Origin of the sequence: Pseudomonas sp. CFBP 8758, assembly GCF_014841725.1 — a bacterium.
Lineage (GTDB): Bacteria > Pseudomonadota > Gammaproteobacteria > Pseudomonadales > Pseudomonadaceae > Aquipseudomonas > Aquipseudomonas baltica.
The window spans coordinates 621,876-646,193 of record NZ_JACYUK010000002.1 but is presented as its reverse complement, the minus strand read 5'-3'; the positions used below and the strand labels follow the sequence as shown (position 1 = coordinate 646,193).

24 protein-coding genes are annotated in these 24,318 nt (G+C 63.5%); 11 read left to right on the top strand and 13 right to left on the bottom strand.

Annotation, left to right across the window (positions count from 1 at the left end; genetic code table 11):
- Positions 1-51: 51 nt before the first annotated feature.
- The gene (locus IFT75_RS06765) at positions 52-681 is read right to left on the bottom strand and encodes an L-threonylcarbamoyladenylate synthase (RefSeq protein WP_192053917.1); all 630 of its coding nucleotides are present in this window, start codon (positions 679-681) and stop codon (positions 52-54) included.
- 13 nt (positions 682-694) lie between these two features.
- Complete coding sequence (locus IFT75_RS06760) at positions 695-1,555, bottom strand: PHP domain-containing protein (RefSeq protein ID WP_122479168.1); 861 nt, start codon at positions 1,553-1,555, stop codon at positions 695-697.
- Between the two features lie 65 nt (positions 1,556-1,620).
- On the opposite strand from IFT75_RS06760, the gene IFT75_RS06755 reads away from it, so the two are divergent.
- From IFT75_RS06755 to IFT75_RS06735, 5 genes are all read left to right on the top strand, one after another.
- Positions 1,621-2,217, top strand: a complete 597-nt coding sequence (locus tag IFT75_RS06755) for a septation protein A (protein WP_192053915.1) — start codon at positions 1,621-1,623, stop codon at positions 2,215-2,217.
- A 1-nt stretch (position 2,218) separates the two neighbouring features.
- Positions 2,219-2,527 (top strand): YciI family protein, encoded by a 309-nt coding sequence (locus IFT75_RS06750; RefSeq protein ID WP_122479170.1) that lies wholly within the window; start codon positions 2,219-2,221, stop codon positions 2,525-2,527.
- Between the two features lie 8 nt (positions 2,528-2,535).
- Positions 2,536-3,213 carry a response regulator transcription factor gene (locus tag IFT75_RS06745; protein ID WP_122479171.1) on the top strand — a complete coding sequence of 226 codons (678 nt, stop codon included), beginning with the start codon at positions 2,536-2,538 and terminating at the stop codon, positions 3,211-3,213.
- A gap of 153 nt (positions 3,214-3,366) precedes the next feature.
- A complete protein-coding gene (locus IFT75_RS06740; RefSeq protein WP_122479172.1) occupies positions 3,367-3,804 on the top strand; it encodes a Spy/CpxP family protein refolding chaperone in 438 nt (145 codons plus the stop codon).
- Between the two features lie 66 nt (positions 3,805-3,870).
- Complete coding sequence (locus IFT75_RS06735) at positions 3,871-5,205, top strand: sensor histidine kinase (RefSeq protein ID WP_192053913.1); 1,335 nt, start codon at positions 3,871-3,873, stop codon at positions 5,203-5,205.
- 34 nt (positions 5,206-5,239) lie between these two features.
- Here the strand turns inward: IFT75_RS06735 and IFT75_RS06730 are convergent, their stop codons facing one another.
- Complete coding sequence (locus IFT75_RS06730; RefSeq protein WP_192053911.1) at positions 5,240-5,803, bottom strand: NAD(P)H nitroreductase; 564 nt, start codon at positions 5,801-5,803, stop codon at positions 5,240-5,242.
- A gap of 124 nt (positions 5,804-5,927) precedes the next feature.
- Between IFT75_RS06730 and IFT75_RS06725 the strand changes: the two genes are divergently transcribed.
- Entirely contained in the window at positions 5,928-7,382 is a 1,455-nt protein-coding gene (locus IFT75_RS06725) for a TrkH family potassium uptake protein (protein WP_185793857.1), read from the top strand.
- 18 nt (positions 7,383-7,400) lie between these two features.
- Here IFT75_RS06725 and IFT75_RS06720 read toward each other — a convergent pair whose 3' ends face one another.
- From IFT75_RS06720 to recQ, 4 genes are all read right to left on the bottom strand, one after another.
- The gene (locus tag IFT75_RS06720; protein ID WP_185793858.1) at positions 7,401-7,709 is read right to left on the bottom strand and encodes a SelT/SelW/SelH family protein; all 309 of its coding nucleotides are present in this window, start codon (positions 7,707-7,709) and stop codon (positions 7,401-7,403) included.
- Complete coding sequence (locus tag IFT75_RS06715) at positions 7,706-9,826, bottom strand: FimV/HubP family polar landmark protein (RefSeq protein WP_192053909.1); 2,121 nt, start codon at positions 9,824-9,826, stop codon at positions 7,706-7,708. The genes IFT75_RS06720 and IFT75_RS06715 overlap by 4 nt, the downstream gene beginning before the upstream one ends.
- Before the next feature lie 82 nt (positions 9,827-9,908).
- On the bottom strand, positions 9,909-10,346 hold the full coding sequence (locus IFT75_RS06710; protein ID WP_185793860.1) for a MarR family transcriptional regulator: 438 nt from the start codon (positions 10,344-10,346) through the stop codon (positions 9,909-9,911).
- 122 nt (positions 10,347-10,468) lie between these two features.
- Positions 10,469-12,607, bottom strand: coding sequence for a DNA helicase RecQ (gene recQ / locus IFT75_RS06705; protein WP_185793861.1), 2,139 nt, complete (start codon positions 12,605-12,607; stop codon positions 10,469-10,471).
- A 258-nt stretch (positions 12,608-12,865) separates the two neighbouring features.
- Here recQ and IFT75_RS06700 point away from each other — a divergent pair, with 258 nt between their 5' ends.
- From IFT75_RS06700 to IFT75_RS06690, 3 genes are all read left to right on the top strand, one after another.
- The gene (locus tag IFT75_RS06700; protein WP_090356978.1) at positions 12,866-13,453 is read left to right on the top strand and encodes a UPF0149 family protein; all 588 of its coding nucleotides are present in this window, start codon (positions 12,866-12,868) and stop codon (positions 13,451-13,453) included.
- Between the two features lie 10 nt (positions 13,454-13,463).
- Complete coding sequence (locus IFT75_RS06695; protein WP_192053907.1) at positions 13,464-13,922, top strand: YbaN family protein; 459 nt, start codon at positions 13,464-13,466, stop codon at positions 13,920-13,922.
- Positions 13,923-14,296: 374 nt separating this feature from the next.
- Positions 14,297-15,655, top strand: coding sequence for a TolC family outer membrane protein (locus tag IFT75_RS06690; RefSeq protein WP_192053905.1), 1,359 nt, complete (start codon positions 14,297-14,299; stop codon positions 15,653-15,655).
- A gap of 73 nt (positions 15,656-15,728) precedes the next feature.
- On the opposite strand, the gene IFT75_RS06685 is transcribed toward IFT75_RS06690, so the two are convergent.
- Entirely contained in the window at positions 15,729-16,691 is a 963-nt protein-coding gene (locus IFT75_RS06685; protein WP_192053903.1) for a zinc-binding dehydrogenase, read from the bottom strand.
- A gap of 139 nt (positions 16,692-16,830) precedes the next feature.
- Between IFT75_RS06685 and IFT75_RS06680 the strand changes: the two genes are divergently transcribed.
- Both IFT75_RS06680 and IFT75_RS06675 read left to right on the top strand, forming a co-directional pair.
- Entirely contained in the window at positions 16,831-18,912 is a 2,082-nt protein-coding gene (locus IFT75_RS06680) for a carboxy terminal-processing peptidase (RefSeq protein ID WP_192053901.1), read from the top strand.
- 175 nt (positions 18,913-19,087) lie between these two features.
- Positions 19,088-20,851 (top strand): bifunctional diguanylate cyclase/phosphodiesterase, encoded by a 1,764-nt coding sequence (locus IFT75_RS06675; RefSeq protein WP_192053900.1) that lies wholly within the window; start codon positions 19,088-19,090, stop codon positions 20,849-20,851.
- A gap of 4 nt (positions 20,852-20,855) precedes the next feature.
- Here the strand turns inward: IFT75_RS06675 and IFT75_RS06670 are convergent, their stop codons facing one another.
- The 5 genes from IFT75_RS06670 to pcaQ all read right to left on the bottom strand — a co-directional run bounded on the left by IFT75_RS06670 (position 20,856) and on the right by pcaQ (position 24,275).
- On the bottom strand, positions 20,856-21,227 hold the full coding sequence (locus tag IFT75_RS06670) for a hypothetical protein (protein ID WP_192053898.1): 372 nt from the start codon (positions 21,225-21,227) through the stop codon (positions 20,856-20,858).
- Complete coding sequence (locus IFT75_RS06665; RefSeq protein WP_185793867.1) at positions 21,224-21,586, bottom strand: helix-turn-helix domain-containing protein; 363 nt, start codon at positions 21,584-21,586, stop codon at positions 21,224-21,226. The genes IFT75_RS06670 and IFT75_RS06665 overlap by 4 nt, the downstream gene beginning before the upstream one ends.
- A gap of 117 nt (positions 21,587-21,703) precedes the next feature.
- Positions 21,704-22,150: a YkvA family protein gene (locus IFT75_RS06660; RefSeq protein WP_122479188.1), complete on the bottom strand. Its 447-nt coding sequence runs from the start codon at positions 22,148-22,150 to the stop codon at positions 21,704-21,706.
- A gap of 269 nt (positions 22,151-22,419) precedes the next feature.
- Positions 22,420-23,181: an FKBP-type peptidyl-prolyl cis-trans isomerase gene (locus tag IFT75_RS06655; protein WP_122479189.1), complete on the bottom strand. Its 762-nt coding sequence runs from the start codon at positions 23,179-23,181 to the stop codon at positions 22,420-22,422.
- Between the two features lie 158 nt (positions 23,182-23,339).
- Complete coding sequence (gene pcaQ, locus IFT75_RS06650; protein WP_192053896.1) at positions 23,340-24,275, bottom strand: pca operon transcription factor PcaQ; 936 nt, start codon at positions 24,273-24,275, stop codon at positions 23,340-23,342.
- Positions 24,276-24,318 lie beyond the last annotated feature (43 nt).

The following is a 24,318-nucleotide window of genomic DNA, read 5'->3' as shown; positions in this document are numbered from 1 at the left end:
GCGAGCCCTGGGCGAGATTCGCCGGCGGATTGTCGACCGCGCTCAGATCACTCACGCCATGGCCGCGAACGGTGCCGGATCGCCACAGCCCACGCGCACCACTTGCGGATCGCCATCGGACAGGTTGATGACGGTGGACGCCTCGGTGCCGCCGAAACCGCCATCGATGATCAGGTCGACCTGCTTTTCCAGCAACTGGCGCATTTCGTAAGGGTCGCTGAGCGGCTCCTTGGCGCCGGGCATGATCAGGCTCACGCTCATCAACGGCTCACCCAGCTCTTCCAGCAAGGCCAGGGCGATCGGATGGCTGGGCACGCGCAAACCGATGGTCCGGCGCTTGGGATGCAGCAGCAGGCGCGGCACTTCACGGGTGGCGCTCAGAATGAAGGTGTAGGGCCCCGGCGTGTGCGCCTTGAGCAGACGGAACGCCGCGGTGTCGACCTTGGCGAACAGCCCCAGTTGCGAGAGGTCGCAGCAGATGATCGCGAAATTGTGCTTGTCGTCCAGCTGACGCAGGCGACGCACCCGTTCCACGGCGTTCTTGTCGCCGATCTGGCAACCGATGGCGTAGGAAGAATCGGTGGGGTAGATCACGATGCCACCGCCGCGAATGATCTCGACCGCTTGCTTGATCAGCCGCGGCTGCGGGTTCTGCGGATGGATCTGAAAGAATTGACTCACGTTGGCATCCTGTTCAGGCGGAGGTTGACGGGTCGTGCTTGAACCGCGCGGACAACGGCGGCAGGTCGACGGGCAATGGCCGATAGACACCGATTTCACCCCACGTGCCCGGGCCGTGGAAGTCGCTGCCGCCACTGACCATCAAGCCGAATTCGCGGGCCAGGATGGACAGCGTGCCGACCTGTTCGGCGGCCTGCATGCCGTTGACCACCTCGATCGCATGGCCACCGGCCTGGATGTAGTCGCCGATCAGCTTGCGCCGCTTGCTGCGCGTGAAATCGTAGTGCAGCGGATGAGCCAGGCTGATCCAGGCCTTCGCCTCGCGCAATGTGCGCACGGTGTCCTCGAGGGTGGGCCAGTGCTGCTTGACGTCACCCAGCTTGCCCGCCCCGAGCCACTTGCGGAACGCTTCCTGGCGGTCCTTGACGTGGCCCTGCTGCACGAGGAAATCGGCGAAGTGCGGGCGCGCCGGCGCATTGCCGCTGTCGCCCAGACCCTTCTGGATGGCCCGAGCACCGTCCAGCGCACCCGGCATGCCCTTGAGCGCCAGGCGCCGGTCGATTTCCTCGGCACGCAGCCAGCGACCGTGGTGCAGGCTGTCGAGCGCGGCCACCAGCGGCGGTGCATCCAGAGCGAAATTGTAACCGAGCACGTGGATGGTCGCACCGCCCCAGGTGCACGACATTTCGACACCACTGACCCACTGCATGTTCAGTGCTGTGGCCGCCGCACGGGCCTCTGGCAGGCCTTCCAGGGTGTCGTGGTCGGTCAAGGCCAGGGTCTGCACACCATGATCGAACGCTCGCTGCACCAGAACGGCAGGCGCGAGGGCGCCATCGGAGGCGGTGCTGTGGCAGTGCAGGTCAACATTCATAGTGGCGCTTTCGCAGTCATTGATGTTTGTTATTATGCCGTCACATCCTGCTTCTGGCTGCCATTGTGAAACAATTGATCGATTTCATCCCGCTGCTCCTGTTCCTCATCGTCTACAAGACCGACCCGCACATGGTCGACCTGGCGGGGTACAGCTTCGAACTGGGCGGCATCTTCAGTGCTACCAAGGTGCTCATCGCCAGTTCGGTGATCGTCTATGGCCTGCTGTTCCTCAAGCAGCGCAAGCTGGAAAAGGGCCAGTGGCTGACCTTGATCGCCTGCCTGGTGTTCGGCAGCCTGACCCTGGCCTTCCACAGCGAAACCTTCCTCAAGTGGAAGGCGCCTGTGGTCAACTGGCTGTTCGCCCTGGCGTTCGCCGGCAGCCATTTCATCGGCAAGCAACTGCTGATCAAGCGCATGATGGGCCACGCGTTGACCCTGCCGGACCCGATCTGGGCGAAACTCAACGTTGCGTGGGTGGTCTTCTTCCTGTTCTGCGGAGCCGCCAACCTGTTCGTGGCTTTCACTTTCGAGCAGTTCTGGGTCGACTTCAAAGTGTTCGGCAGCCTGGCCATGACCTTGATGTTCCTGGTGGGCCAGGGTATCTACCTGTCCCGTCACCTGCATGATTCCGATCGTACAACACCTAAAACCGAGGATTGACATGCTCTACGCCATCATTGCCACCGACACGCCCAACTCCCTGGAAAAGCGCCTGGCCGCACGGCCCGAGCACCTGGAACGGCTGAAACAGCTGGAAGCCGCCGGGCAACTGGTACTGGCCGGGCCACACCCGGCCATCGACAGCAACGACCCAGGCGAAAGCGGCTTCAGCGGCAGCCTCATCGTGGCCCGCTTCGAGTCCCTGGACGAAGCCCAGGCCTGGGCCGGCGCCGACCCGTTCGTTGCCGCCGGGGTGTACAAGGACGTGCTGGTCAAACCCTTCAAGCAGACTTTGCCTGCGCCCGAATGAAGGTCTAGATGAGCGATCTGCTACTGATCGACGATGACGTCGAGCTGTGTGAACTGCTGAACAGCTGGTTGAGCCAGGAAGGTTTCCAGGTCCGCGCCTGCCACGATGGCAGCAGCGCACGCAAGGCCCTGGCCGAGCTGGCACCGGCGGCCGTGGTGCTCGACGTGATGCTGCCCGACGGCAGCGGCCTGGAACTGCTCAAGCAGCTGCGCAGCGAACACGCCGAGTTGCCAGTGCTGATGCTCTCGGCGCGGGGCGAACCGCTTGATCGCATCCTGGGCCTGGAGCTGGGCGCCGACGACTACCTGGCCAAACCCTGTGATCCGCGCGAACTGACCGCCCGCCTGCGCGCGGTACTGCGCCGCAGCCACCCGGTTGCCGTGGCGGGGCAGATGGAGCTGGGCGACTTGTGCTTCAGTCCGGCGCGCGGCGTGGTCAGCATCGATCAACACGACATCAACCTGACGGTGTCCGAAAGCCGCCTGCTCGAGGCACTCATGCGCCAGCCGGGCGAGCCCCTGGAGAAACAGGAGCTGGCGCAGATCGCACTGGGCCGCAAGCTCACCCTCTACGACCGCAGCCTCGACATGCACGTCAGCAATCTGCGCAAGAAGATCGGCCCGCACGCCGACGGCCGCCCGCGGATCATGGCGCTGCGCAGCCGCGGCTATTTCTATGCGCAATAGCTGCCGCCGCGTACGGCGCGAACGGCCTGGTTTGTAAATGCCACCCGCGTCATGTCTTTACACAAGCCTTACGCGGCATTGACCGCGCCTGACCTTGATCTCCATAAACTGGGCACATCCGGTAAACACCGGGAACCAGACAGGAGATTCACCATGCGCAAGACCACACTCGCAATGCTGTTCGCCGCTACCCTGCCGACCCTGGCCATGGCCATGCCGCAGGGCGGCCCTGACGGTTTCGGCCCAGGCCCAGGCAAGGGCGGCCCAGGCCCTCGTGGCGGCGAGCCGTTCGCCCAGCTCGACCTGACCCACGAGCAACGCACCCAGGTGGGCAAACTGATGGGCGAAGAACGCCACCAGCAGCGCGACATCACCAAGAAGTACCTGGACAAGCTGCCGGCGGCCGATCGCAAGGCCATGGAAGATGAAATCAAGGCCAACCACGACAAGGCCCAGGCCGACGTACGTGCAGTGCTCAAGCCCGAACAGCAGAAGCAGTTCGACGAAATGAAAAAGAAGCAGGACGAGCGCCGCGCCGAATGGGCCGAATTCCAGGCCTGGAAAGCCCAGCAAGGCAAGAAAACCCAGTAATATCGGCGCAAGCCCCCAGCCCGGTCCGCGCATGCGTACCGGGCTTCTTTCATTGAGGAATTTGCCTTGCGTTCACTGTTCTGGCGCATCCTGGCCAGCTTCTGGCTGGCCATCGCCCTGGTAGCCGGCCTCTCGGTGCTGCTGGGCCACATGTTGAACCAGGACACCTGGATCCTCAGTCGGCACCCGGCGGTGAAGCATTTCGCCCAGGACTGGGTGGAGCGTTACGAAAGCAAAGGCGCCGAGGCAGCCCAGGAACTGCTCGAGCAGCGCAAGCGCCGCTATCGCATCGACACTCAAGTGCTCAACGAAGCCGGCGAGGCCGTGGTACCGGGGACCTTCCCGCGTCGCGCCGAAGCCTTCGAGGCGCGCCACAACGAAGCCGATCGCGACCTGCCGTGGCGCCGACTGACGGCGGACTACACCAGCCCCACCACGGGCGACACCTACTTGCTGATCTACCGCATCCCGCACCCCGAACTCGACTCGTGGCACCGCGACTCCCTGCTCATGCCGATCAGCGCACTGGTGATCGCGTTGGTCGTACTGACGCTGTTCAGCCTGATGGTGACGTTGTCCATCACGCGCCCATTGAGCCGGCTGCGCGGTGCCGTGCACGAGTTGGGGCAGACCACCTATCAGCAGAACAGCCTGGCGCAGCTGGCCAGCCGTCGCGACGAATTCGGCGTGCTGGCGCACGACTTCAACCGCATGGGTGCGCGCCTGCAGAGCCTGATCGGCAGCCAGCGACAACTGTTGCGTGACGTGTCCCACGAGTTGCGTTCGCCCCTGGCGCGGCTGCGCATCGCCCTGGCCCTCGCGGAACGGGCCGAGCCTGCCCAGCGCGACCTGTTGTGGCCGCGCCTGACGCGCGAATGCGATCGTCTTGAAGCCTTGATCAGCGAGATCCTGGTGCTGGCGCGGGTCGATGCGGAGCAAGCCACGGCCGAAGACGTGGACCTGCCGGCACTCCTGCAGGCGGTGCGCAAGGACGCCTTGATCGCCGTGCCGGAGCAGGCCATCGAGCTGGACGTTGCCGCGCACCTTGCGCTGCAGGGCTGGCCGACCATGATCGAACGGGCCGTGGACAACCTGCTGCGCAACGCCCTGCGCTTCAACCCTAGGCCCGCGCCGGTCGTGCTGTCGGCGCAACAGGTGCAAGGGCGGGTGCGCATCAGCGTGCGCGATCACGGCCAGGGCGTGGCGGAGGAACACCTGGCGCGCCTGAGCGAGCCATTCTTCCGCGCACCGGGCCAGAGCGCTGCTGGCCATGGCCTGGGCCTGGCCATCGCCCGCCGCGCCGCCGAGCGACACGGCGGCAGCCTGCAGCTGGAAAACCACCCTGAAGGCGGCTTGATCGCGACCCTGGACCTGCCGCCGGTACCGGTGGTGGTGGCCTAGACCGCCGCGATCGGTTGGCTCGAACCTGAACGCTTCAGGCCTCGACGCCCCAGGCTTGCACGAAGTCGGCGGTAGCCAGCGTCGGCGCTTCGCGCAATTCTCGTGCCGGCGTGCCTAGGTACAGGAAGCCGATGATCTGTTCGCCTTCGATCAGGCCCAGCTTGCCGGCCACATAAGGCGCATAGGACAGCTCGCCGGTGCGCCATACCCCACCCAGCCCTTGAGCATTCGCCGCAAGCAGGATGCCATGGGCGGCGCAGCCAGCCGCCAGCAGTTGCTCGCTCTGCGGCACTTTTCGATGCTCCTGCAAGCGGGCGATCACTACCACCACCAGGGGCGCGCGCAGCGGCATGTTGCGGGCTTTTTCCAGTGCCGCTTCGCCAGCCTCGGGGTTGAGCGCAGTGGCCTCGGCCAGGACTTCGCCGAGCTGCTGCAAGCCTTCCCCTTCGACGGTGAGAAAACGCCATGGCCGCAGCTGGCCGTGGTCGGGCGCGCGCAGCGCGGCCTGGAACAGCACTTCACGCTGCGCGGCCGTCGGCGCGGGCGCCATGAGCCGGGGAGCTGAAACACGATTGAGCAAAACCTCGAGCGCCTCCATGGGCAACCTCCTGTCGAACGATAAGCCGCTATTCTAGACCCAAGCGGCCTTCGCCTGCCGGGTTTACATGCTGTGGCCCGCAGGTAGAATGGCGGCCCTTTCCTTCATGGCCAGAGCTGACCCCATGGCGTTGCCGACCCTGCGCATCATCGGTTTCATTATCGGCATCTTCCTGATCACCCTGGCCGTGAGCATGGTCGTGCCCATGGGCACGCTGGTGGTGTTCGAACGCACCGAAGACATCCAGTCGTTTCTATGGGCCAGCCTGATCACTTTCGTCGCCGGCCTGCTGCTGGTGCTGCCCGGCCGCCCCGACAACGTCAACCTGCGGCCGCGCGACATGTACCTGCTCACGGTCAGCAGCTGGGTGGTGGTGTGCGTGTTCGCCGCCCTGCCCTTCCTGCTGACTCAGCACATCAGCTACACCGACGCCTTTTTCGAAAGCATGTCGGGCATTACCGCCACGGGTTCCACGGTGCTCAGTCATCTGGACGAGATGTCACCGGGCATCCTCATGTGGCGCTCGATGCTGCACTGGCTGGGCGGCATCGGCTTCATCGGCATGGCCGTGGCCATCCTGCCGCTGTTGCGCATTGGTGGCATGCGGCTGTTCCAGACCGAATCCAGCGATCGCTCCGAAAAAGTCATGCCGCGCTCGCACATGGTCGCCAAGTACATCGTGCTGGTGTATGTCGGCTTCACCGCCCTGGGCACCCTGGGGTTCTGGTTGGCAGGGATGAGCCCGTTCGACGCGGTCAACCACGCGATGTCGGCCATTTCCACTGGCGGCTTCTCGACGTCCGACCTGTCTCTGGGCAAATGGCAGCAACCGGCCGTGCACTGGGTGGCCATCGTGGTGATGATTCTGGGCAGCCTGCCGTTCGCGCTCTACGTCTCGACCCTGCGCGGCAACCGCCAGGCGCTGCTGCGCGACCAGCAGGTGCAAGGCATGCTGATTCTGTTGATCGCCACCTGGCTGGTGCTGGGTACCTGGTACTGGGCCACCACCGAGCTGCCGTGGTGGACGGCCTTTCGTCACGTAGCCCTGAACGTCACCTCGGTGGTGACTACCACGGGCTTCGCCCTGGGCGACTACAGCCTGTGGGGCAATTTCTCGCTGATGCTGTTTTTCTACCTGGGCTTCATCGGCGGCTGCTCGGGCTCGACCGCAGGCGGGATCAAGATATTCCGCTTCCAGGTGGCCTATATCCTGCTCAAGTCCAACCTCAACCAGCTGATTCATCCGCGCGCGGTGATCAAACAGAAATACAACGGCCATCGCCTCGATGAGGAAATCGTCCGGTCGATCCTGACGTTCTCGTTCTTCTTCGGCTTCACCGTCGGCATCATCGCCCTGGCATTGTCACTCCTGGGGCTGGACTGGATGACCGCCCTGACCGGTGCCGCCAGCACGGTTTCCGGTGTAGGGCCAGGGCTGGGCGAGGTGATAGGGCCGGCCGGCAATTTCGCCACGCTGCCCGATGCGGCGAAGTGGATCCTGGCCCTGGGCATGCTGCTGGGCCGACTGGAAATCATCACCGTGCTGATCCTGTGCATGCCGGCTTTCTGGCGACACTGAGCATGAGCCGGCAGAGGCTTACTCGGCTGCCGGACTTCTGGATTCGTTATGGCCCAAGTCGCGCTCGGGATCGATCAGGTCACGGATGCGCTGCTTGAGCACCTTGGCCTCGGGAAAACCACCGTCGGCCTTGCGCTCCCAAACCTGCACGCCGTCGCAGGTGATGAGAAAGCGACCGCCACTGGCGGGCGCCAACGCCACCTGCCCCAGGTCCTCGCCAAAAGTGCTGAGCAGCTCCTGGGCCAGCCACGCGGCGCGCAGCAGCCATTGGCACTGTGTGCAATAGGTGATCACCACCTGAGGCTTGGATGCGATGGCTTCGCTCATGCTTCGTCCATCCGATTCAGCAACTGCCGGGCCGCCTGCTTGCAGGAGTCATCGCCTTCGCGCAGCAGTTCGTGCAAGAGCACGCTGGCTTCGCTGGTATCGCCGTCGTCGAGCAACTGCTGGGCCTGATCGAGTTTCTCCGCCGAAGCGTGCTGCAGTTCCAGGTCGTCGAAATCCACGGTCAGAGCATCCAGCTCGGGCAGGTCGCTGTCGGCGATGAAGCTGTCGAGGAAATCGTTGTCGATGTCGTCCTGAGTCTTCCCGGCCGGGGCCTCGTCCTGCTGGAGGAACGGCTCCTCCTCGACATCGGCGAAGTCGCTGAGGAACTGCTCGTCGGGCATCTCGAAGACTTCCGGCAGTTCGTTCAGATTGCTGGTGAACGCCGGGTCCATCTCGACCTCGGGCGGTGTCTCGACGACCACCGGCTTGCCTTTGGGCGACGGCGCATCATCGAATGGGCTGACCAACGCCCAATCGGCGTCCATGGACAGGTCATCGAGGTTGAGCTGGAATTCGTCTTCCTGCTCGCGCCGCGGGGTTGACCGAGCTGATGGCTCAGGCGCTGCCAGGTCGAGATCGGGCAGCTCGAATTCCGGCTCGGGGTCCGGCTCGGGCTCAGGCTTCGGAGCGGGCTGCACCGACGCTGCGGCTGCTGCAGTGGACGCCAGCGTCACTGCAGTCGCTGCCACTGCCGGTGACAGACCCCCGGTAGCGGTTGACGTTGACGCTACTGGCGCGGGTTCGAGATTAGCGAAGCGGCTGCGTATCTCGGCCAGCGTCGCCGCGCTGAAGCCTGCCGCCAGCAACAGGCTTTCCTGCTCGGCAAATCCCTTGGCATTACCCTGCTGGCCCAGCACTTCGAGCATGCGCACACGCAGGTCGGTACGTTCTGGCTGCTTGGCCAGCCCGTCGCGCAGAATACCCAGCGCTTCGTTGAAGCGGCCGTAGGCAATATAGATGCTTGCACCATCGAGGGCGTCGGTGGCTGTCGGTGTTTCACGGCGTACCACCGGCGCGGGCTCGGCACGCAGCGGCGCGGTGGCGGCCGCCACTGCGGCGGCCGGCACAGTGGCGACCGGCGCCGCGCGGAGCGGCTGGGTAGCGACCGGCTCGAAGGCGTCCTGCAGCGCGGCCGACTTGCGCTGTCGCTGGCGGCGCAACAGCAGCAACAGGGCGATGATCAACAGCAGTGCCGCAATCAGGGCCAGGATGTTCAACCAGCCACTGCCATCCTCCACCGGAGCCGGAGCCGGAGCCGGAGCCAGGGCCGGAGCCGGTGCTGGCGTGGCAACCGCTGCGGGTGGGGCAGATACAGGCGAAGGCGCAGGCGTTGCCGCAGCGGGTGCGGTTGCGGGAGCGACGGACGAATCGGCCTCGGCCGCAGGGGTTTCGGCCATGCGTGCCTGCAGCTGGGCAACCTGCTTGTCCTTGTCGGCTACCTGCGCCTCCAGGCTCTGCAGGCGCGCCTGCACCTCGTCGAAACTCTTCTGCAGTTGCTGGTTCTCCAGGGCGGCGGCAGCCAGTTGCGCAGCGTCCTGCGCAGCGGCCTTGGCCGGCGCCTGTTTCGCAGGCTCACTGGCGCTCGGCGTGGGTGCACTCGCGCCTTTGGGCCTAGTGGGCGCTGCTGCAGGCTGCGCGCTGGCCTGCGCCGGCTGTATGCGCTGGGGCGCGCGGTCGGCGAGGCCCGGCCCCATCCCCGGCGGGTCGAGCAATACCGTGAAGGCACGCAGCAGCTGCCCATTCGGCCGGCCGACCTGAATCACGAAACTCATGAAGGGCTCGGTGACCACTTTGCTGGAGCTGACATGAATGACCTTGCGCCCGCCGCTGAAATCGGGCGAGAACTTGAGGTCGTTGAGGAAGAAACTGCGCTCCACCCCCGCCCTGGCGAACTCTTCGGCCGTCGCCAGGCTGGCACGGATGTCGTCCTGCTCCAGCCCTGCGGTGTCGAGCAAGGCGATATCGGCGCGAAACGGCTGGTTGAGCGATGAGCGCAGGGTCAGCTCGCCAAGGCCCAGCGCGGAGGCGGCTGTGGAATAGCACAGCGCCATGGCCCACACCGATGCCAGCAGACGACGTGAAGCAAACCTGGTACGCGACGGTATACGCACTTGCATGGGAATCCCTTGAAGACCGACATCCAATAACTTTATAGCCCGTACGGCCCACTTGCTCCAAGCGGGTGACGGCCCGTTGACTTCAGGATTTCTTTTCCAGATTCGCCAGGATGCGGCTGTGTACCCGCATGGCGGTGCTCAGTTCTTCTTCGTCGACCCCCATGAACAGCTCGGCACGCAAGGCGTTGGCGATGGTTTCGATCTGCTCGATGAGCGGCCGTGCGGGCGCGCACAGCGTGATCTTCTTGGCTCGACGGTCTTCGACCACGGCCTGGCGCTCGACCAGGCCCTGGGCTTCGAGACTGTCCAGCAAGCGTGCCAGGGTCGGCCCCTCGACGCCCACGCTCTGCGCCAGCTCGCGCTGGGTCGGCGCTTCGCCGAACCGCGCCAGATGCAGCAGGACCAGCCAGCGCGCCTGCGACAATCCCAGGCCCGCCAGCCGACGGTCCAGTTCGGCCCGCCAGCCACGGGACATGTGCGCCAGCTGCATTCCGAAGCGATGTTGATCAGTTAACGGCATAGATCTCTCTTGAAAAAACAGCCTTGCACAAGCAGCGCATGCGTGAAGGTCGGAGCTGATGATTAGTCAGCTAATCATGACCTTAGCCCACAGGCAAGACTCATGCCGAGTGGCAGCCTCGTTCACACCTCGAATTCGGACTGCAACGCCGCACGTATGCAATACAGGACGCCTTCGGGCACACGGCCGGTGAACTGCCCCGCAATCTCGGCGACGCCGGGCAATTCCCCTTCGCCGTCGAGAAAGGCGTCCTGGATTTCACTGAGCAGTTCCTCGGGAAGATCCAGCGCCTGCTCCAGCGACAGCTGCTGCTGGCCGATGGCTTCGGCCAGCAGGCTGTAGACATTCTTCTCACTGCACTGTAACTGGCCAGCGATCTGCAGCGGCGTCATGCCTGCGCGGGCAAGGCTGATGAGCTCGTGGCGGATATCGGCCACCTCGCGTGGCGCCTCTGCCCCGCCCGACCCAGCCAGTACCTGCAGGAACGCTTCACCGTAACGCTCGAGCTTGCGAGCGCCGACGCCACTGACCCGCCCCATATCGGCCATGCTGGTCGGCTGGCTGCGGAGCATTTCGAGCAGGGTCGAGTCCGGGAAGATGACGTAGGGCGGTACCGCATGTTCCTGCGCCAGGTTGCGCCGCAGAGTGCGCAGTGCTTCCCACTGTTCACGCTCCTCGTCGCGCACCAACTGGCTGGCGGGGCTTGCCGAGCCGCTGCCGCGGGCAGAGGTCTGCGGCTTGATTTCCTTGCGCAGCGCAAGCGTCACCTCGCCGCGCAGCAGCGGTCGGCAGCTGTCGCTCAAACGCAGGCCGCCGTAGCCCTCCAGGTCGATATCGGCCAGACCGCGCGCGACCACCTGGCGATACAGCGACCGCCACTCGCCTTCCGAGCGGCCCTTGCCGACACCGAACACTGCCAGTTTGTCGTGGCCGAAACTACGTACCTTTTCGGTGTCCTTGCCCAGCAGCACGTCCACCAGATGGCCGACGCCGTAGCGTTGCCCAGTGCGGTAGATGGCCGACAGCGCCTGGCGCGCTGGCTCGGTGGCATCCCAGGTCTGCACGCCGTCGACGCAGTTGTCGCAGTGACCGCAGGGGTTGGGCATCTCTTCATCGAAATAGGCCAGCAGCGATTGACGGCGGCAGCGGGTTTCTTCGCACAGCGCCAGCATGGCGTCGAGCTTGTGCTGTTCAAGGCGCTTGTGGCGCTCGTCACCTTCGGAATTCTGCAGCATCTGCTTGAGCATCAGCACATCCTGCAGCCCGTAGGCCATCCAGGCGTCTGCCGGCAGACCATCGCGGCCAGCGCGGCCGGTTTCCTGGTAGTAGGCTTCCAGCGACTTGGGCAGGTCCAGGTGCGCGACGAAACGCACGTTGGGCTTGTCGATGCCCATGCCGAAGGCGATGGTGGCCACCATGATCAGGCCTTCCTCGTTGAGGAAGCGCTTCTGGTTGGCGGCCCGCGTCGCAGCAGGCAGACCGGCGTGGTACGGCAAGGCCGGAAAGTTGTTTTCGCACAGGAACGCGGCGACTTCGTCGACTTTCTTGCGCGACAGGCAGTAAACGATGCCGGCATCGCTGCGCCGCTCGGCGAGGAACGCCAGCAACTGTTTGCGCGGGCTTTCCTTGGGTACGATGCGGTAGAAGATGTTGGGCCGGTCGAAGCTGGACAGGAATCGCTCGGCGTCCTGCAGGTGCAGACGGGTGACGATTTCCTCGCGCGTGCGCTTGTCGGCAGTGGCGGTCAGGGCGATTCGCGGCACCTGGGGAAACTGTTCGGCCAACTGGCCCAGCTGCAGGTATTCGGGACGGAAGTCGTGCCCCCATTGGGAAACGCAGTGGGCCTCGTCGATGGCGAACAAGGCGATGTCCAGGCCGCGGAGGAAATCCAGCATGCGCGGCTGCACCAGGCGCTCCGGCGCCAGGTACAGCATCTTGATTTCGCCCCGGCGGATGCGCGCGGCCAACTCGCGCTGCTCATCGGAACTGAGCGTGGAGTTCAGGGCCGCTGCCGCCACGCCCAGTTCCTCGAGGGTGGCGACCTGGTCGTCCATCAAGGCGATCAGCGGCGAAACCACCACCGCCAGGCCGTCGCGCAGCAAGGCCGGGACTTGAAAACACAGCGATTTGCCACCGCCGGTGGGCATCAATACCAAGGCATCGCCACCGCGGGCCACACGCTCGATAATGGCACCCTGGCGACCGCGGAAGCTGTCATAGCCGAAGATGTCCTTAAGAACGCGTTGAGCCTGTTCGAGCATGGGTCACTCCAGAAATCGTAAAACCACCCGGGCCGCACAGGCTGGATGAAAAGCGCTTTTGCCGCATCCGCCTTTGCGTAAGCGGGGGTTACCGCCCCGTGAACTCGGGGCCTGAGCGAAAGACCGCGGCAGTATACCCCAGTGCCAGCACCGCGGCGCAGCACCCGCCCATCCTGCCATTTCACCCCTTGGGTGGCGCACAGGGCCTAACAAGGCCTAGAATTCAGTATCCGCATAGTCTTCCAAGGTAACCTGTTAATGTCCTTCGCCGAGCAACTGACCCGCCTGCAAGCCTTCCTCGACGCCGATGAGCTGCATGACGAGGCGCTGGACTACGTCGCCGCCCATGGCTACCTGACCGCCCTCTCCATCTGTTCCGAAGAGGTGCCCGAGCGCGAGTGGATCGACGCCTTGTTCGCCGAGCCGCCGCACTACAGCGACGATGCCCAGCGCGAAGAGATCGAAGGCACGCTGATCCAGCTCAAGGCACATATCGCGCGCCAACTGGCCAGCGACGAGGAATTCGAGCTGCCATGCGACCTCGACCTCGGCGACGAGCCGGATGACTCCGACCTGCGCGGCTGGTGCATCGGCTTCATGGAAGGGGTATTCCTGCGCGAGGCCGCCTGGTTCGAAACCGCCGAAGACGAAGTCAGCGAGATGCTTCTGCCGATCATGGTCGGTTCCGGCCTGTTCGACGAGCAGCCGGAGTTTTCCGACATTGCCGCCGATGCCAATCTCATGGATGACATGATCGTGCAGATCCCCGAAGCGCTCACCGCCCTCTACCTGCTGTGCAACGCTCCGGACGAGAAACCGGCCATCCTCAAGCCCCGTCATCACTAAGTCCTGCGCCATGCGGCCGGCTCGGTCCGCCTGGCTGCGTTACCTGCTGTTGGGCATCGGCTGCATCAGCGTTGCACTCGGTGTCATCGGCATCTTCCTGCCGGTGATGCCCACTACCCCCTTTCTGCTCCTCGCCGCAGCGTGCTTCGCGCGAAGCTCGCCGCGCTTCCATGCGTGGCTGCTCGGCCATCCGCAACTCGGCCCTTTGCTCAAGACCTACCTGGGCGGCGAAGGCATTCCGCGCAAAGCCAAGGTGCTGGCCATTGGTTCCACGTGGGTCAGCATCGCGGTGTCCTGCTGGCTGGTGCCCTGGCCGTGGCTGCGTGTGCTGCTCGTGGGCATCGCGATGGCAGTGACTGTCTATATTGCTCGTCTGAAGACAAGTGCCGTAAAGGGTCAGCATCCGTTGGGCAATGATGTCGACGAACGGTCGATACTCGACAAAAACCGAATGAAATCAACTGACTAATCTCATATCTCGGAATGAATCAACGGTGATACACCCTGTATTCACTGTGACAATTTTCCGTCACTAACCGACTGCAATTTTCCGTCTTCTCTCGCCTATGCCCCGCGACCCCCGAAAACGCTGGCGTTGCGCCTTCTTTATCGCCGAACCCCGCTCACACCGCGCGCCTCAGGAGCAGTGAAATCTATTTGCCATCATCGAAACGAATGATGGCATAAGTGTTTTTTGCTCTATATCATGTGAAAATTCCGTTGAACGCGCTGCTTTCGGCGCCTCGGTTGCGCTTGTTACAAACCCGAAACGGACTTTTAAACGAGTTATTCGCCAACATTCTGGCGTCTGCACGACTTCACACATCACGGAGAAGCACCCGAATGCGCGTTTTCACCCCCATCTGCAGCGCGATTTTGTTGGCCATGGCGTGCTCGCACGCGCAAGCCATGTCGCTCACCGAGGCGATCCAGAGCACCGTGGATAACCACCCTGAGTTGGCATCCAACATCAACAGTCGCCTCGCCGCGGATGAGGACGTGAAGATCGCCCAGGGTGCCTACCGCCCCAGCGTCGATTTCGTTGCAGGCTACGGTCGCGAGCGTTCGGACAACCTGAACACCCGCGCGCGCGGCAATCACAACAAGGAAACGCTGAACTACACCCAGTCCGAGTTGCGCCTGCGCCAGATGCTGTTCGACGGTTCCAGCACCTCCAGTGAAGTCAGCCGGACCCGCTCCACCGCCACGTCGCGTGCCTACTATGTCCAGGCCACCGCCCAGGACCTGGCCCTGCGCGCCGTGCAGGTCTACCTCGACGTACTGCGCAACCGTGAACTGGTCACTCTGGCCAAGAACAACCTGCAGGCGCACCTGCGCGTCAACGACCAGATCGGCCTGCGCAGCGAGCGCGGCGTGGGCAGCACCGCCGACGTCGACCAGTCGCGTGCTCGTCGCGCCCTGGCCGAGAACAATTACAACACCGCTCAGGTCAACCTGGCCGATGCCGAAGCTGCCTTCTTCAGCGCCGTGGGCCGCATGCCCGACGAACTGGAACCCCTGCCTTCGATGCGTGGCGAACTGCCGGCCGACCTGAACGCCGCCCGCCAGTCGATGATGGAAAACAATCCGTACCTCAAATCGGCCCAAGCCGACGTACAGGCTGCCGAAAGCCAGTACGCAGGCGCCAAGTCGGCGTTCTACCCACGGATCGACGCTGAACTGGCCACCGGTGCCAACAACAACCTGTCGGGCGAGCGCGGCCACAACAACACCGACTGGCGTGCCGGCGTGAGCATGAGCTACAACCTGTACCGTGGCGGCAGCGACAAGGCTCGTCTGCAGGGCGATGCACATCGCATCAACCAGGCCATGGACATCCGCAACAATGCCCTGCGTCAGTTGAACGAGAACATGGCGCTGTCGTGGAACGCGATGAAAAACGCCAGCACGCAGATTCCGTACGCCCGTGAATACGCCGAGACTACCACCCGCGTGCGAGCGGCCTACCAGGACCAGTTCGGCCTGGGCCAGCGTACCCTGCTCGACGTACTCGACAGCGAGAACGAGCTGTACACCGCCAACACCCGCTACGCCGAAGTGCGCTACACCGAGGAATACTCGATGTACCGCGTGCTCTCGAGCATGGGTGAGCTGCTGGCCAAGACCCGCGTCGTGCTGCCAGCCGAAGCCGTTGCCCTGAGCGAAGTGAAGAGCGAAGCGCGCCTGCCAGAAATGCGCTGATTGCCGCTCCGCCGAACCCCGTGCCCGCTCGTTCGCAGCCGGTCACGGGGTTCGCATGACGAAAGCCCTGGGCTCAGCTCAGGGTTTCGTCGATCACCAGTACCACCTTCCCGGAAATCTGATTGCTCGCCAGCGCTTCGAACGCCGCTTCGGCGTCGGTGATCGGAAACGTCTTGGCCAACTGCGACTTCAAACGCCCTTCGGTGAACAATGGCCATACATGCTGGCCCAGGTCACTGAGCAGGTCGGCCTTGAACTGATCGTCACGGCTGCGCAAGGTGGAACCCTGCAGACGCACCCGTTTGCCCAGCACCTTGGCCAGATCGAACTGCGCCTCGCGACCGCCCATCAGGCCGATCATCACCCAGCGCCCGTCCAGTGCCACCACGTCCAGGTTCAGCTCGCTGTAGTTGGCGCCGACCGGGTCGAGGATCACATTGAAGGGCCCCAGGTCCTTCAGCGCTTCAAGCCCGTCGCCGCGTACCACACCGCCCTGTGCGCCCAGCGCTTCGCAATAGGCCAGGCGCTCGGCGGAACCGACGCTGACCCAGGTCGGGTTGCCGAACGCCTTGCACAGCTGGATCGCCGCCGAGCCAATGCCACTGGCACCGGCATGCAGCAGGACCTTCTCGCCCGGCTGCAGGTCGGCCAGTTGGAACAGGTTCAGCCACACCGTCGCGTAGACCTCGACGATGCCCGCGGCTTCGTGCAGGCTCAGCCCCTCGGGCACAGGCAGCACATGGCGGCCATCGACCACCACTTCTTCAGCCATGCCGCCACCAGCCAGCAAGGTGCAGACACGGTCGCCGACCTGCCAGGACGAACCCACGCCGACTTCGCTGATGACGCCTGCACATTCCAGGCCGAGGATATCGCTGGCACCCGGCGGCGGCGGGTACAAGCCTGCGCGCTGCATCAGGTCGGCCCGATTGAGGCCGGCCGCGGCTACCCGAATCTTCACTTGACCCACGTCACACGTCGGGCTCGGTTGTTCGAGCCACTCCACATGTCCTTCCACGCCTTGCAATGCCTTCACGGTGCCTCCATAGTTGAGTCATGACTGAGCCCGACGCCTTGGCGTCGGGCTTTTCGCATTATGCGTCCGGCTTCAACGGAACCGGCGAATTCAAAGACGGCCTAATATGCGTGATCAATTGCCCCCACGTCGAATCAGCATGAAGCATTTCATTCCCGGCAGTGCCCTGGCGCTGTGTATCGGCCTCGGCACCCTGTCGATGTCCGCCAATACCTTCGCTGCCAACAGCTGGGACAAACTTCAGCCGGATCGCGACGAAGTGGTGGCCAGCCTCAATGTCGTCGAGCTGCTCAAGCGTCATCATTACAGCAAGCCGCCGCTCAACGATGCGCGCTCGGTCATCATCTACGACAGCTACATCAAGCTGCTCGATCCCTCGCGCAGTTATTTCACTGCGGCCGACATCGCCGAATTCGACAAGTGGAAGACCCAGTTCGACGACTTCCTGAAGAACGGCAACCTGGATCCCGGTTTCGTCATCTACAAGCGCTATCTGGACCGGGTCAAGGCACGCCTGGACTTCGCCCTGGCGGAACTGAACAAGGGCGTCGACAAGTTCGACTTCACCACCAAGGAAACCCTGCTGGTAGACCGCAAGGATGCCCCTTGGCTGAAAAACGAGGCCGAACTCGACGACTTGTGGCGCAAGCGCGTGAAAGATGAAGTGCTGCGCCAGAAGATCGCCGGGAAGGACGCAGCGCAGATCCAGGACACCTTGTCCAAGCGCTACAAGAATCAACTCGCGCGCCTGGACCAGACCCGCGCCGAGGACATCTTCCAGGCCTACATCAATACCTTCGCCCAGTCCTACGATCCGCACACCAACTACCTGTCCCCGGACAACGCGGAAAACTTCGACATCAACATGAGTCTGTCGCTCGAAGGTATCGGTGCGGTCCTGCAAAGCGACAACGACCAGGTCAAGATCGTCCGCCTGGTACCCGCGGGCCCGGCCGACAAGACCAAGCAGGTCGCCCCTGCCGACAAGATCATCGGTGTCGCCCAGGGCGACAAGGAAATGGTCGACGTGGTCGGCTGGCGCCTGGATGAGGTGGTCAAGCTGATTCGCGGCCCGAAAGGCTCCACCGTGCGCCTGGAAGTCATTCCGCACACCAATGCGCCCAACGACCAGACCAGCAAGATCGTCTCGATCACCCGCGAAGCGGTCAAGCTCGAAGAGCAGGCGGCGAAAAAGTCGATCCTCAACCTCAAGGAAAACGGCCGCGACTACAAGCTGGGCGTGATCGAGATCCCTGCGTTCTACCTGGACTTCAAGGCATTCCGCGCCGGTGACCCGGACTACAAGTCGACCACCCGCGATGTGCGCAAGCTGCTTACCGAATTGCAGAAAGAGAAAGTCGACGGCGTGGTCATCGACCTGCGCAACAACGGCGGCGGCTCCCTGCAGGAAGCTACCGAGCTGACCAGCCTGTTCATCGAGAAAGGTCCGACCGTGCTGGTGCGCAACGCCGATGGCCGCGTCGATGTACTTGAAGATGAAAACCCCGGTGCGTTCTACAAGGGCCCGCTGGCGCTGCTGGTGAATCGCCTGTCGGCTTCGGCCTCGGAGATTTTCGCCGGCGCCATGCAGGACTACCACCGCGCGTTGATCGTCGGCGGCCAGACCTTCGGCAAGGGCACAGTGCAGACCATCCAGCCGCTCAACCATGGCGAGCTCAAGCTGACCCTGGCCAAGTTCTACCGTGTTTCCGGGCAGAGTACCCAGCACCAGGGTGTACTGCCGGACATCGCCTACCCGTCGATCATCGACACCAAGGAAATCGGTGAAAGCGCCCTGCCCGAAGCCATGCCCTGGGACACCATCCGCCCGGCCATCAAGCCGGCCAGCGATCCGTTCAAGCCCTACCTGGCCAAGCTGACCGCCGACCACGACGCCCGCACCGTCAAGGACCCGGAATTCATCTACATCCGCGATCGCCTGGCCCTTGCCGAGCAGTTGATGAAAGAGAAGACCGTCAGCCTGAACGAAGCCGACCGTCGCGCGCAGCACAGCGATATCGAAGCCAAGCAACTGGCCCTGGAGAACACCCGACGCAAGGCCAAAGGCGAAGAACCGCTGAAAGAGCTGAAGAAGGAAGACGAGGATGCCCTGGGTGCCGATCCGGACAAGACCAAGCCGGAAGATGACGCCTACCTCGCGGAAACCGGGCGCATTCTGCTCGACTACCTCAAGCTCAACACGTCGGTGGCCAAGCATTGACCGGAGCATGGCCCTGCATTGACGGATAGGTGACAGGACGGTCATCAAACCGACATGAAGCTGTCGTGAAATAGGGACCCGCTGCGCCTGCAGCGGGTCTTTTTTTGCGTCTGGCCCGCGGCTTTCGACCCGTTCGCGCGACCGGCCAGCACGACATTCAGCAAGGTAGGAACCGATGACCGTCATTGAACAGCTCAGCGCCCTGGACACCATTCTTGCCCAAGGCGGTGTGCACTGCTTGTTCCAGCCGATCGTGTCACTGTCGCAACGGCAGATACTGGGCTTCGAGGCATTGAGCCGGGGGCCGTCGAACAGCCCGTTGCATTCGCCCATCAATCTGTTCGCGGTGGCACGCCAGGCCGGTCGGCTCAACGAGCTGGAAGTGATGTGTCGGGAAACCGCCTGCCGCCGTTTCAGCGAACAGCGCCTGGACGGCAAGCTGTTTCTCAACGTCTCGCCCGAGTCGCTGCTCGAACCGCTGCACGAGGACGGCCGCACGTTGCAGCTGTTGCAGCGCTACGGCATCAGCCCGAGCCAGGTGGTCATCGAACTCACCGAGCAGACTCCTACCGACGATTTCCAACTGCTGTTCAACGCCCTGCATCACTACCGCGCCATGGGCTTTTCGATTGCCCTGGACGATCTGGGTGCAGGCTATTCAAGCCTGCGCCTGTGGTCCGAGTTGCGTCCGGACTACGTAAAGATCGACCGACACTTCATCGACGGCATTCACCAGGATGCGCTCAAGCGCGAATTCGTCGGTTCGATCCTGCAGATCGCCAAGGCTTCCCGGGCCCAGGTGATCGCCGAGGGCATCGAGCTGGTCGAGGAGTTGCTGGTATTGATCGAAATGGGTGTCGACCTGGTCCAGGGTTATCTCCTCTGCCGCCCTCAGGAACAGCCGCCACGGGACGCACGTGGGCTGGTCCCGCGGCTCGAGGACGGCAATCCGCCGCTTGGCGACAACGGCAGCGACCTTGCATCGCTGATCATCGAGCAGGCTGCGGTGCATCGCGATACGCCGACTCAGCAGGTCCTGGAAGCCTTCCGGCTGCAGGCCAACCTGAACACCCTCGCCGTCGTCGACGGCGAGCGGCGCCCCTGCGGCATCGTTCATCGGCACTCGCTCTCCGATGCATTGCTCAAGCCATTCGCCAACGAGCTGTTCGCGCGCAAGCCGATCAGCCGACTGATGAGCAATGATTTTCTGGCAGTGGACTGCAAGCAATCGCTGCAACAGGTCAGCCGTTTGCTCACCGGGCGTGCGCGGCAGCGGATCGAGGAAGACTTCATCGTCATCCAGGGTGGGTGCTACCTGGGGCTGGGCCGGGTCATCGACGTGCTCAAGCTGATCACCGAGCTGAAAATCCAGCAGGCCCGGCATGCCAACCCCTTGACCCTGTTGCCTGGCAACGTGCCGATCCAGCAGTGCCTGACCCGTGTGCTGGAACAGGGCCGCGAGGCGATCATCTGCTATGTGGACATCGACAACTTCAAGCCCTTCAACGACATCTATGGCTACGCACGTGGCGATGAGGTGCTGCTGTGCCTGGCCCAGTGCCTGAGCGAGCGCGTGGATCCGAGCCGAGACTTCGTCGGCCACATCGGTGGCGACGATTTCATCCTGGTCATCAGTCCGGCCGACTGGTGCCGGCGCCTGAGTCAGTTACAGGAAGACTTCCAGCATCAGTGCCGGCGCTTCTATCGCCCCGAGCATCTGCAAGCAGGCTGTTTTCTGGCCACGGATCGTCGCGGCGAGCAGCAACGATTTGCCCTGCTGTCGCTGTCCATCGGCGTGGTTCATTTGCGGGCCGAGGCCTGTAGCCTCATGGATGGCAGTCAACTGGCGGAAATGGCTTCGCAGGCCAAGCACTTGGCCAAAGAAGTCTTGGGGTCCAGTGTGCACGTGATCGACACGCAGCTCGCCGAGTCGGCCTGACGACTCAGGCCGTCGTAGTGGGCGGGTAGATGTATTCGAACACCCGCGCCACTTCCGAGGCGTGCCACGAGGCGGCGGCAACGCCATCCGATGGGCCGCAGAAACGTCCGAGTTTTTCCGCACACTCGAAAAAACCGGTACGCGGCAAGCGGCTGGCGCCCTGGCTGATCACCAGAGAGCTGCGCAGTGGCTGATCGGCGCGGGCGTCGATCATGGCCAGGTATTCGAGTGCCGCCGTCAGTGTCTGCATAGCGGGCGTGGGCAATTCCAGGCGTTCGAGCAGCGCGCGGTAGGTGAGCAGGTGACGCTGGCGGCGAGCGTGGTCCAGCTCGCCGAGCAGGCCGTCCCATTGCTGCCGACTGATGCGCACGCTCACGAGCGGGTGCTCCAGCCCGGCACCCCCAACTCCCAGGCGAGGCTGCGGCGAATGGCGGCATCCGGCTCCCGCTCGCCGGTTTCGATCATCGACAGGTAGGAGGGACTGATGCCCACGGCGCGCGCCAGGCTTTCAAGCGGCAGGCCCTGCGCCTCGCGCAGTTCGCGCAGACGCTCGAAGCCTGGCGGGGGCGCGAGCGGCGCAGCGCCGACAGGGTCGGCAGCAGGCTGCGAGGCTGCGACGTCGGCAGAGGCGCCAACCGGGTTGACCGCAGCTGCAGCAATCAACCGCTGATACTCGTCCCATGGCACGACCGCATACTCCGGCTGGCCGTCGCGGCTGATCACTTGAACCCCCATTGCATCCTCCCGCCCGATGAGCGCGCACATCGGACGATGCGAGCGTAATGGCGGAATGTTAACAGGGGATTGCCGACTCCGGGGCGTTAACTGCGCGCCAAAGCCAGCGGGGCGGCTTCAGCGGTGGGACTTTTCCAGTTCCAGATCCTTCTCCGAGGCTGGCAGGCGTTCGAGCACTCGCAGTTTCTCCGGCGACTGACGCTGACGCCAGGCACGGAACGCATCGAGTTCCCCGGACAGGGTCTTCATCACCCAGGCCAACACGGCAATGTCATCGAGCATGCCGACACCGATCAAAAAGTCGGGGATCGCATCGATGGGGCTGACGAAATAGACCAGTCCGGCAACGATGGACACCAGTGCCTTGGGGCTGATGCTGCGGTACTCGCCGCGCCAGTACGCCAGGCACAGGGCCTGCAGCAGTTGCACGTCCTCTTTCAAAGCGCCCAACCGGTAGCCCTTGCCCTTGCGTGCCACGGCGAAGATCAGGGCCGGCAGACGGCCTCGACTCAGGACACGTTCGGCAATGGGCAGGAAACGAGTGAAATTCCAAGGTGCTTTCATGAGCCCTCCGGTGCCGAATGATGGTTTGAGGTTATCCACAGTATTTGTGGATAACCTTGTGAACAGAGCCGCTTTTCGCGCCTGACCTGCCCGGTTTTCAAGGGCTGAGGTCAAATCGGGCGTTTTTTACTCACACAAAAAACCCACGAAAATCCTTGACGCAGCGTTCTGAAAACAGCTACTGCCGCTTCCTTTAAGACCCATTGGCACAGACCCGGTTCAAACGAAAACGCCCCGTCGAGACGGGGCGTTCCGGGAAACGAAGCAGCTTACTTGGCGGGTGCTGCTTCTTCGACTTCGGCGTCGTCGGTTGCAGCTTCAGCGTCAGCGGCAGCCTTGGCTGCGTCCTTGATGGCGATCAGCTCGAGGTCGAACACCAGCACCGAGTTGGCTGGAATGGTCGGGCTCGGGCTCTGCGCGCCGTAGGCCAGATCAGCCGGAATGAACAACTTGACCTTCTCGCCCACGTGCATCAGTTGCAGGCCTTCGACCCAGCCCGGGATCACGCCGCTGACCGGCAGATCGATGGGCGCGCCGCGCTCGATGGAGCTGTCGAAGACCTTGCCGTCGATCAGCTTGCCTTCGTAATGAACGGTAACCACATCGGTCGGCTTGGGCTGGGCGCCTTCGGCCTTCTTGATGACCTGGTACTGCAGGCCGGAGGCGGTAGTGACCACGCCGTCTTTCTTGGCATTGTCCTCGAGGAACTTCTTGCCGGCGGTCTGCGCCTCGGCGTTCATCTTGGTCATGCGTTCTTCGGCGCGTTTCTGCAGATCGGCAAAGGCTGCGACCAGGTCGTCGTCCTTGATCTTCTGCTCTTTCTTGCCGACGGCGTCTTCGATACCCAGGGCAACGGCCTTGGAGTCGAGATCGTCCATACCTTCCTGAGCCAGGCTCTTGCCCATGTTCAGGCCGATACCGTAGGAAGCTTTCTGCGCCGGGGTTTTGAGCTCGACGCTGGTCTGGGAATCGCAACCTGCGAGGACCAGGGTGACCAAGGCAACTGCCGCCGCCAACCGATGCTGTTTCATGCTATTTCCTTGTTCATGCGCCATAAGGGCAATCGAATGAGGCCGCGAGCTTATCAGGCGGCCACGACCAATGGCTACCGGCATGAGAGAGGCAAAAAGACGATAAGTTCAGGCCAGCAAAAGGAAAGTGGTGCGGCAGCGGCTGGATGAAACATGTGTCACGCAGGGCTGGGTGCCTGGCCGTAGTGCGCAGCCACTTCACGCACCACCTCGCACAGCCACTGCGCCGGCAAGGCCAGCGGCAGCGCGGCGTTGCGGCAGATACCCACCGAACCACCCGGCTCGTGCACGCCCAGATCCAGTTCGCACAGCTGGCCGGTGGCGATATCGCGCTGCACCGCATCGCGCGGGGCCACCCAGATGGCGTCACTGCCTGCGACGTAGCGTCGACTGAGGGTCGGTGAAAGCGTTTCCAGACGTTGCGCCGAGGGCGTGATGGCGCATTGCACGAACAAACTGTCGGCATGCTTGCGGATGGTCGTACCGGCCAGCGGCAGCACCCAGGGGTAGCTGCCGACCTGTTCGGCGCTCAGCGGGCGCATCTGCAGCAGCGGATGCGCCGGGCGCACCACCAGCGTCATGGATTCGCTATACAGGTGTTCGAACGACAGACCCTGGATCTGCGGGCTGTCGGTCATGCGGCCGATCACCAGGTCCAGTTCGCCGACGTGCAGTTGCGCCAGCAGATAGGCACCCGGCCCGGTCGCCACGCTCACCACCAATGCAGCGTGGCGTTCGTGCAGGCGGCAGAGTACTTCGGGCAACAGCTGGCTTTCCACGGTCGACAGCACGCCGATGCGCACCTGGGGGGCTTCATGGGGCTCGCCGCGCAGGCTGCTGACGCCGTCGCGCAAGGCCTGCACGCAGGGCCCGGCATAACGCATGAAGCGCACGCCAGCGGCGGTCAGTTCGACGCCGCTCTTGTCGCGGTCGAACAGGCGGGTCTGCAGCAGGTCTTCGAGTTCCTTGAGCGTCTTCGAAATCGCCGGCTGGCTGATGGACAGGCCATCGGCAGCCTTGGCGAAGCTGCCCTGGCGGGCAATTTCGAGAAAGCACAGCAGGTGGCGGAATTTGATGCGGCTGTCGAGGTTCATGGCGCCAATCGTAGCATTGGGCCATGGGGTTTGCTTTGGCAGT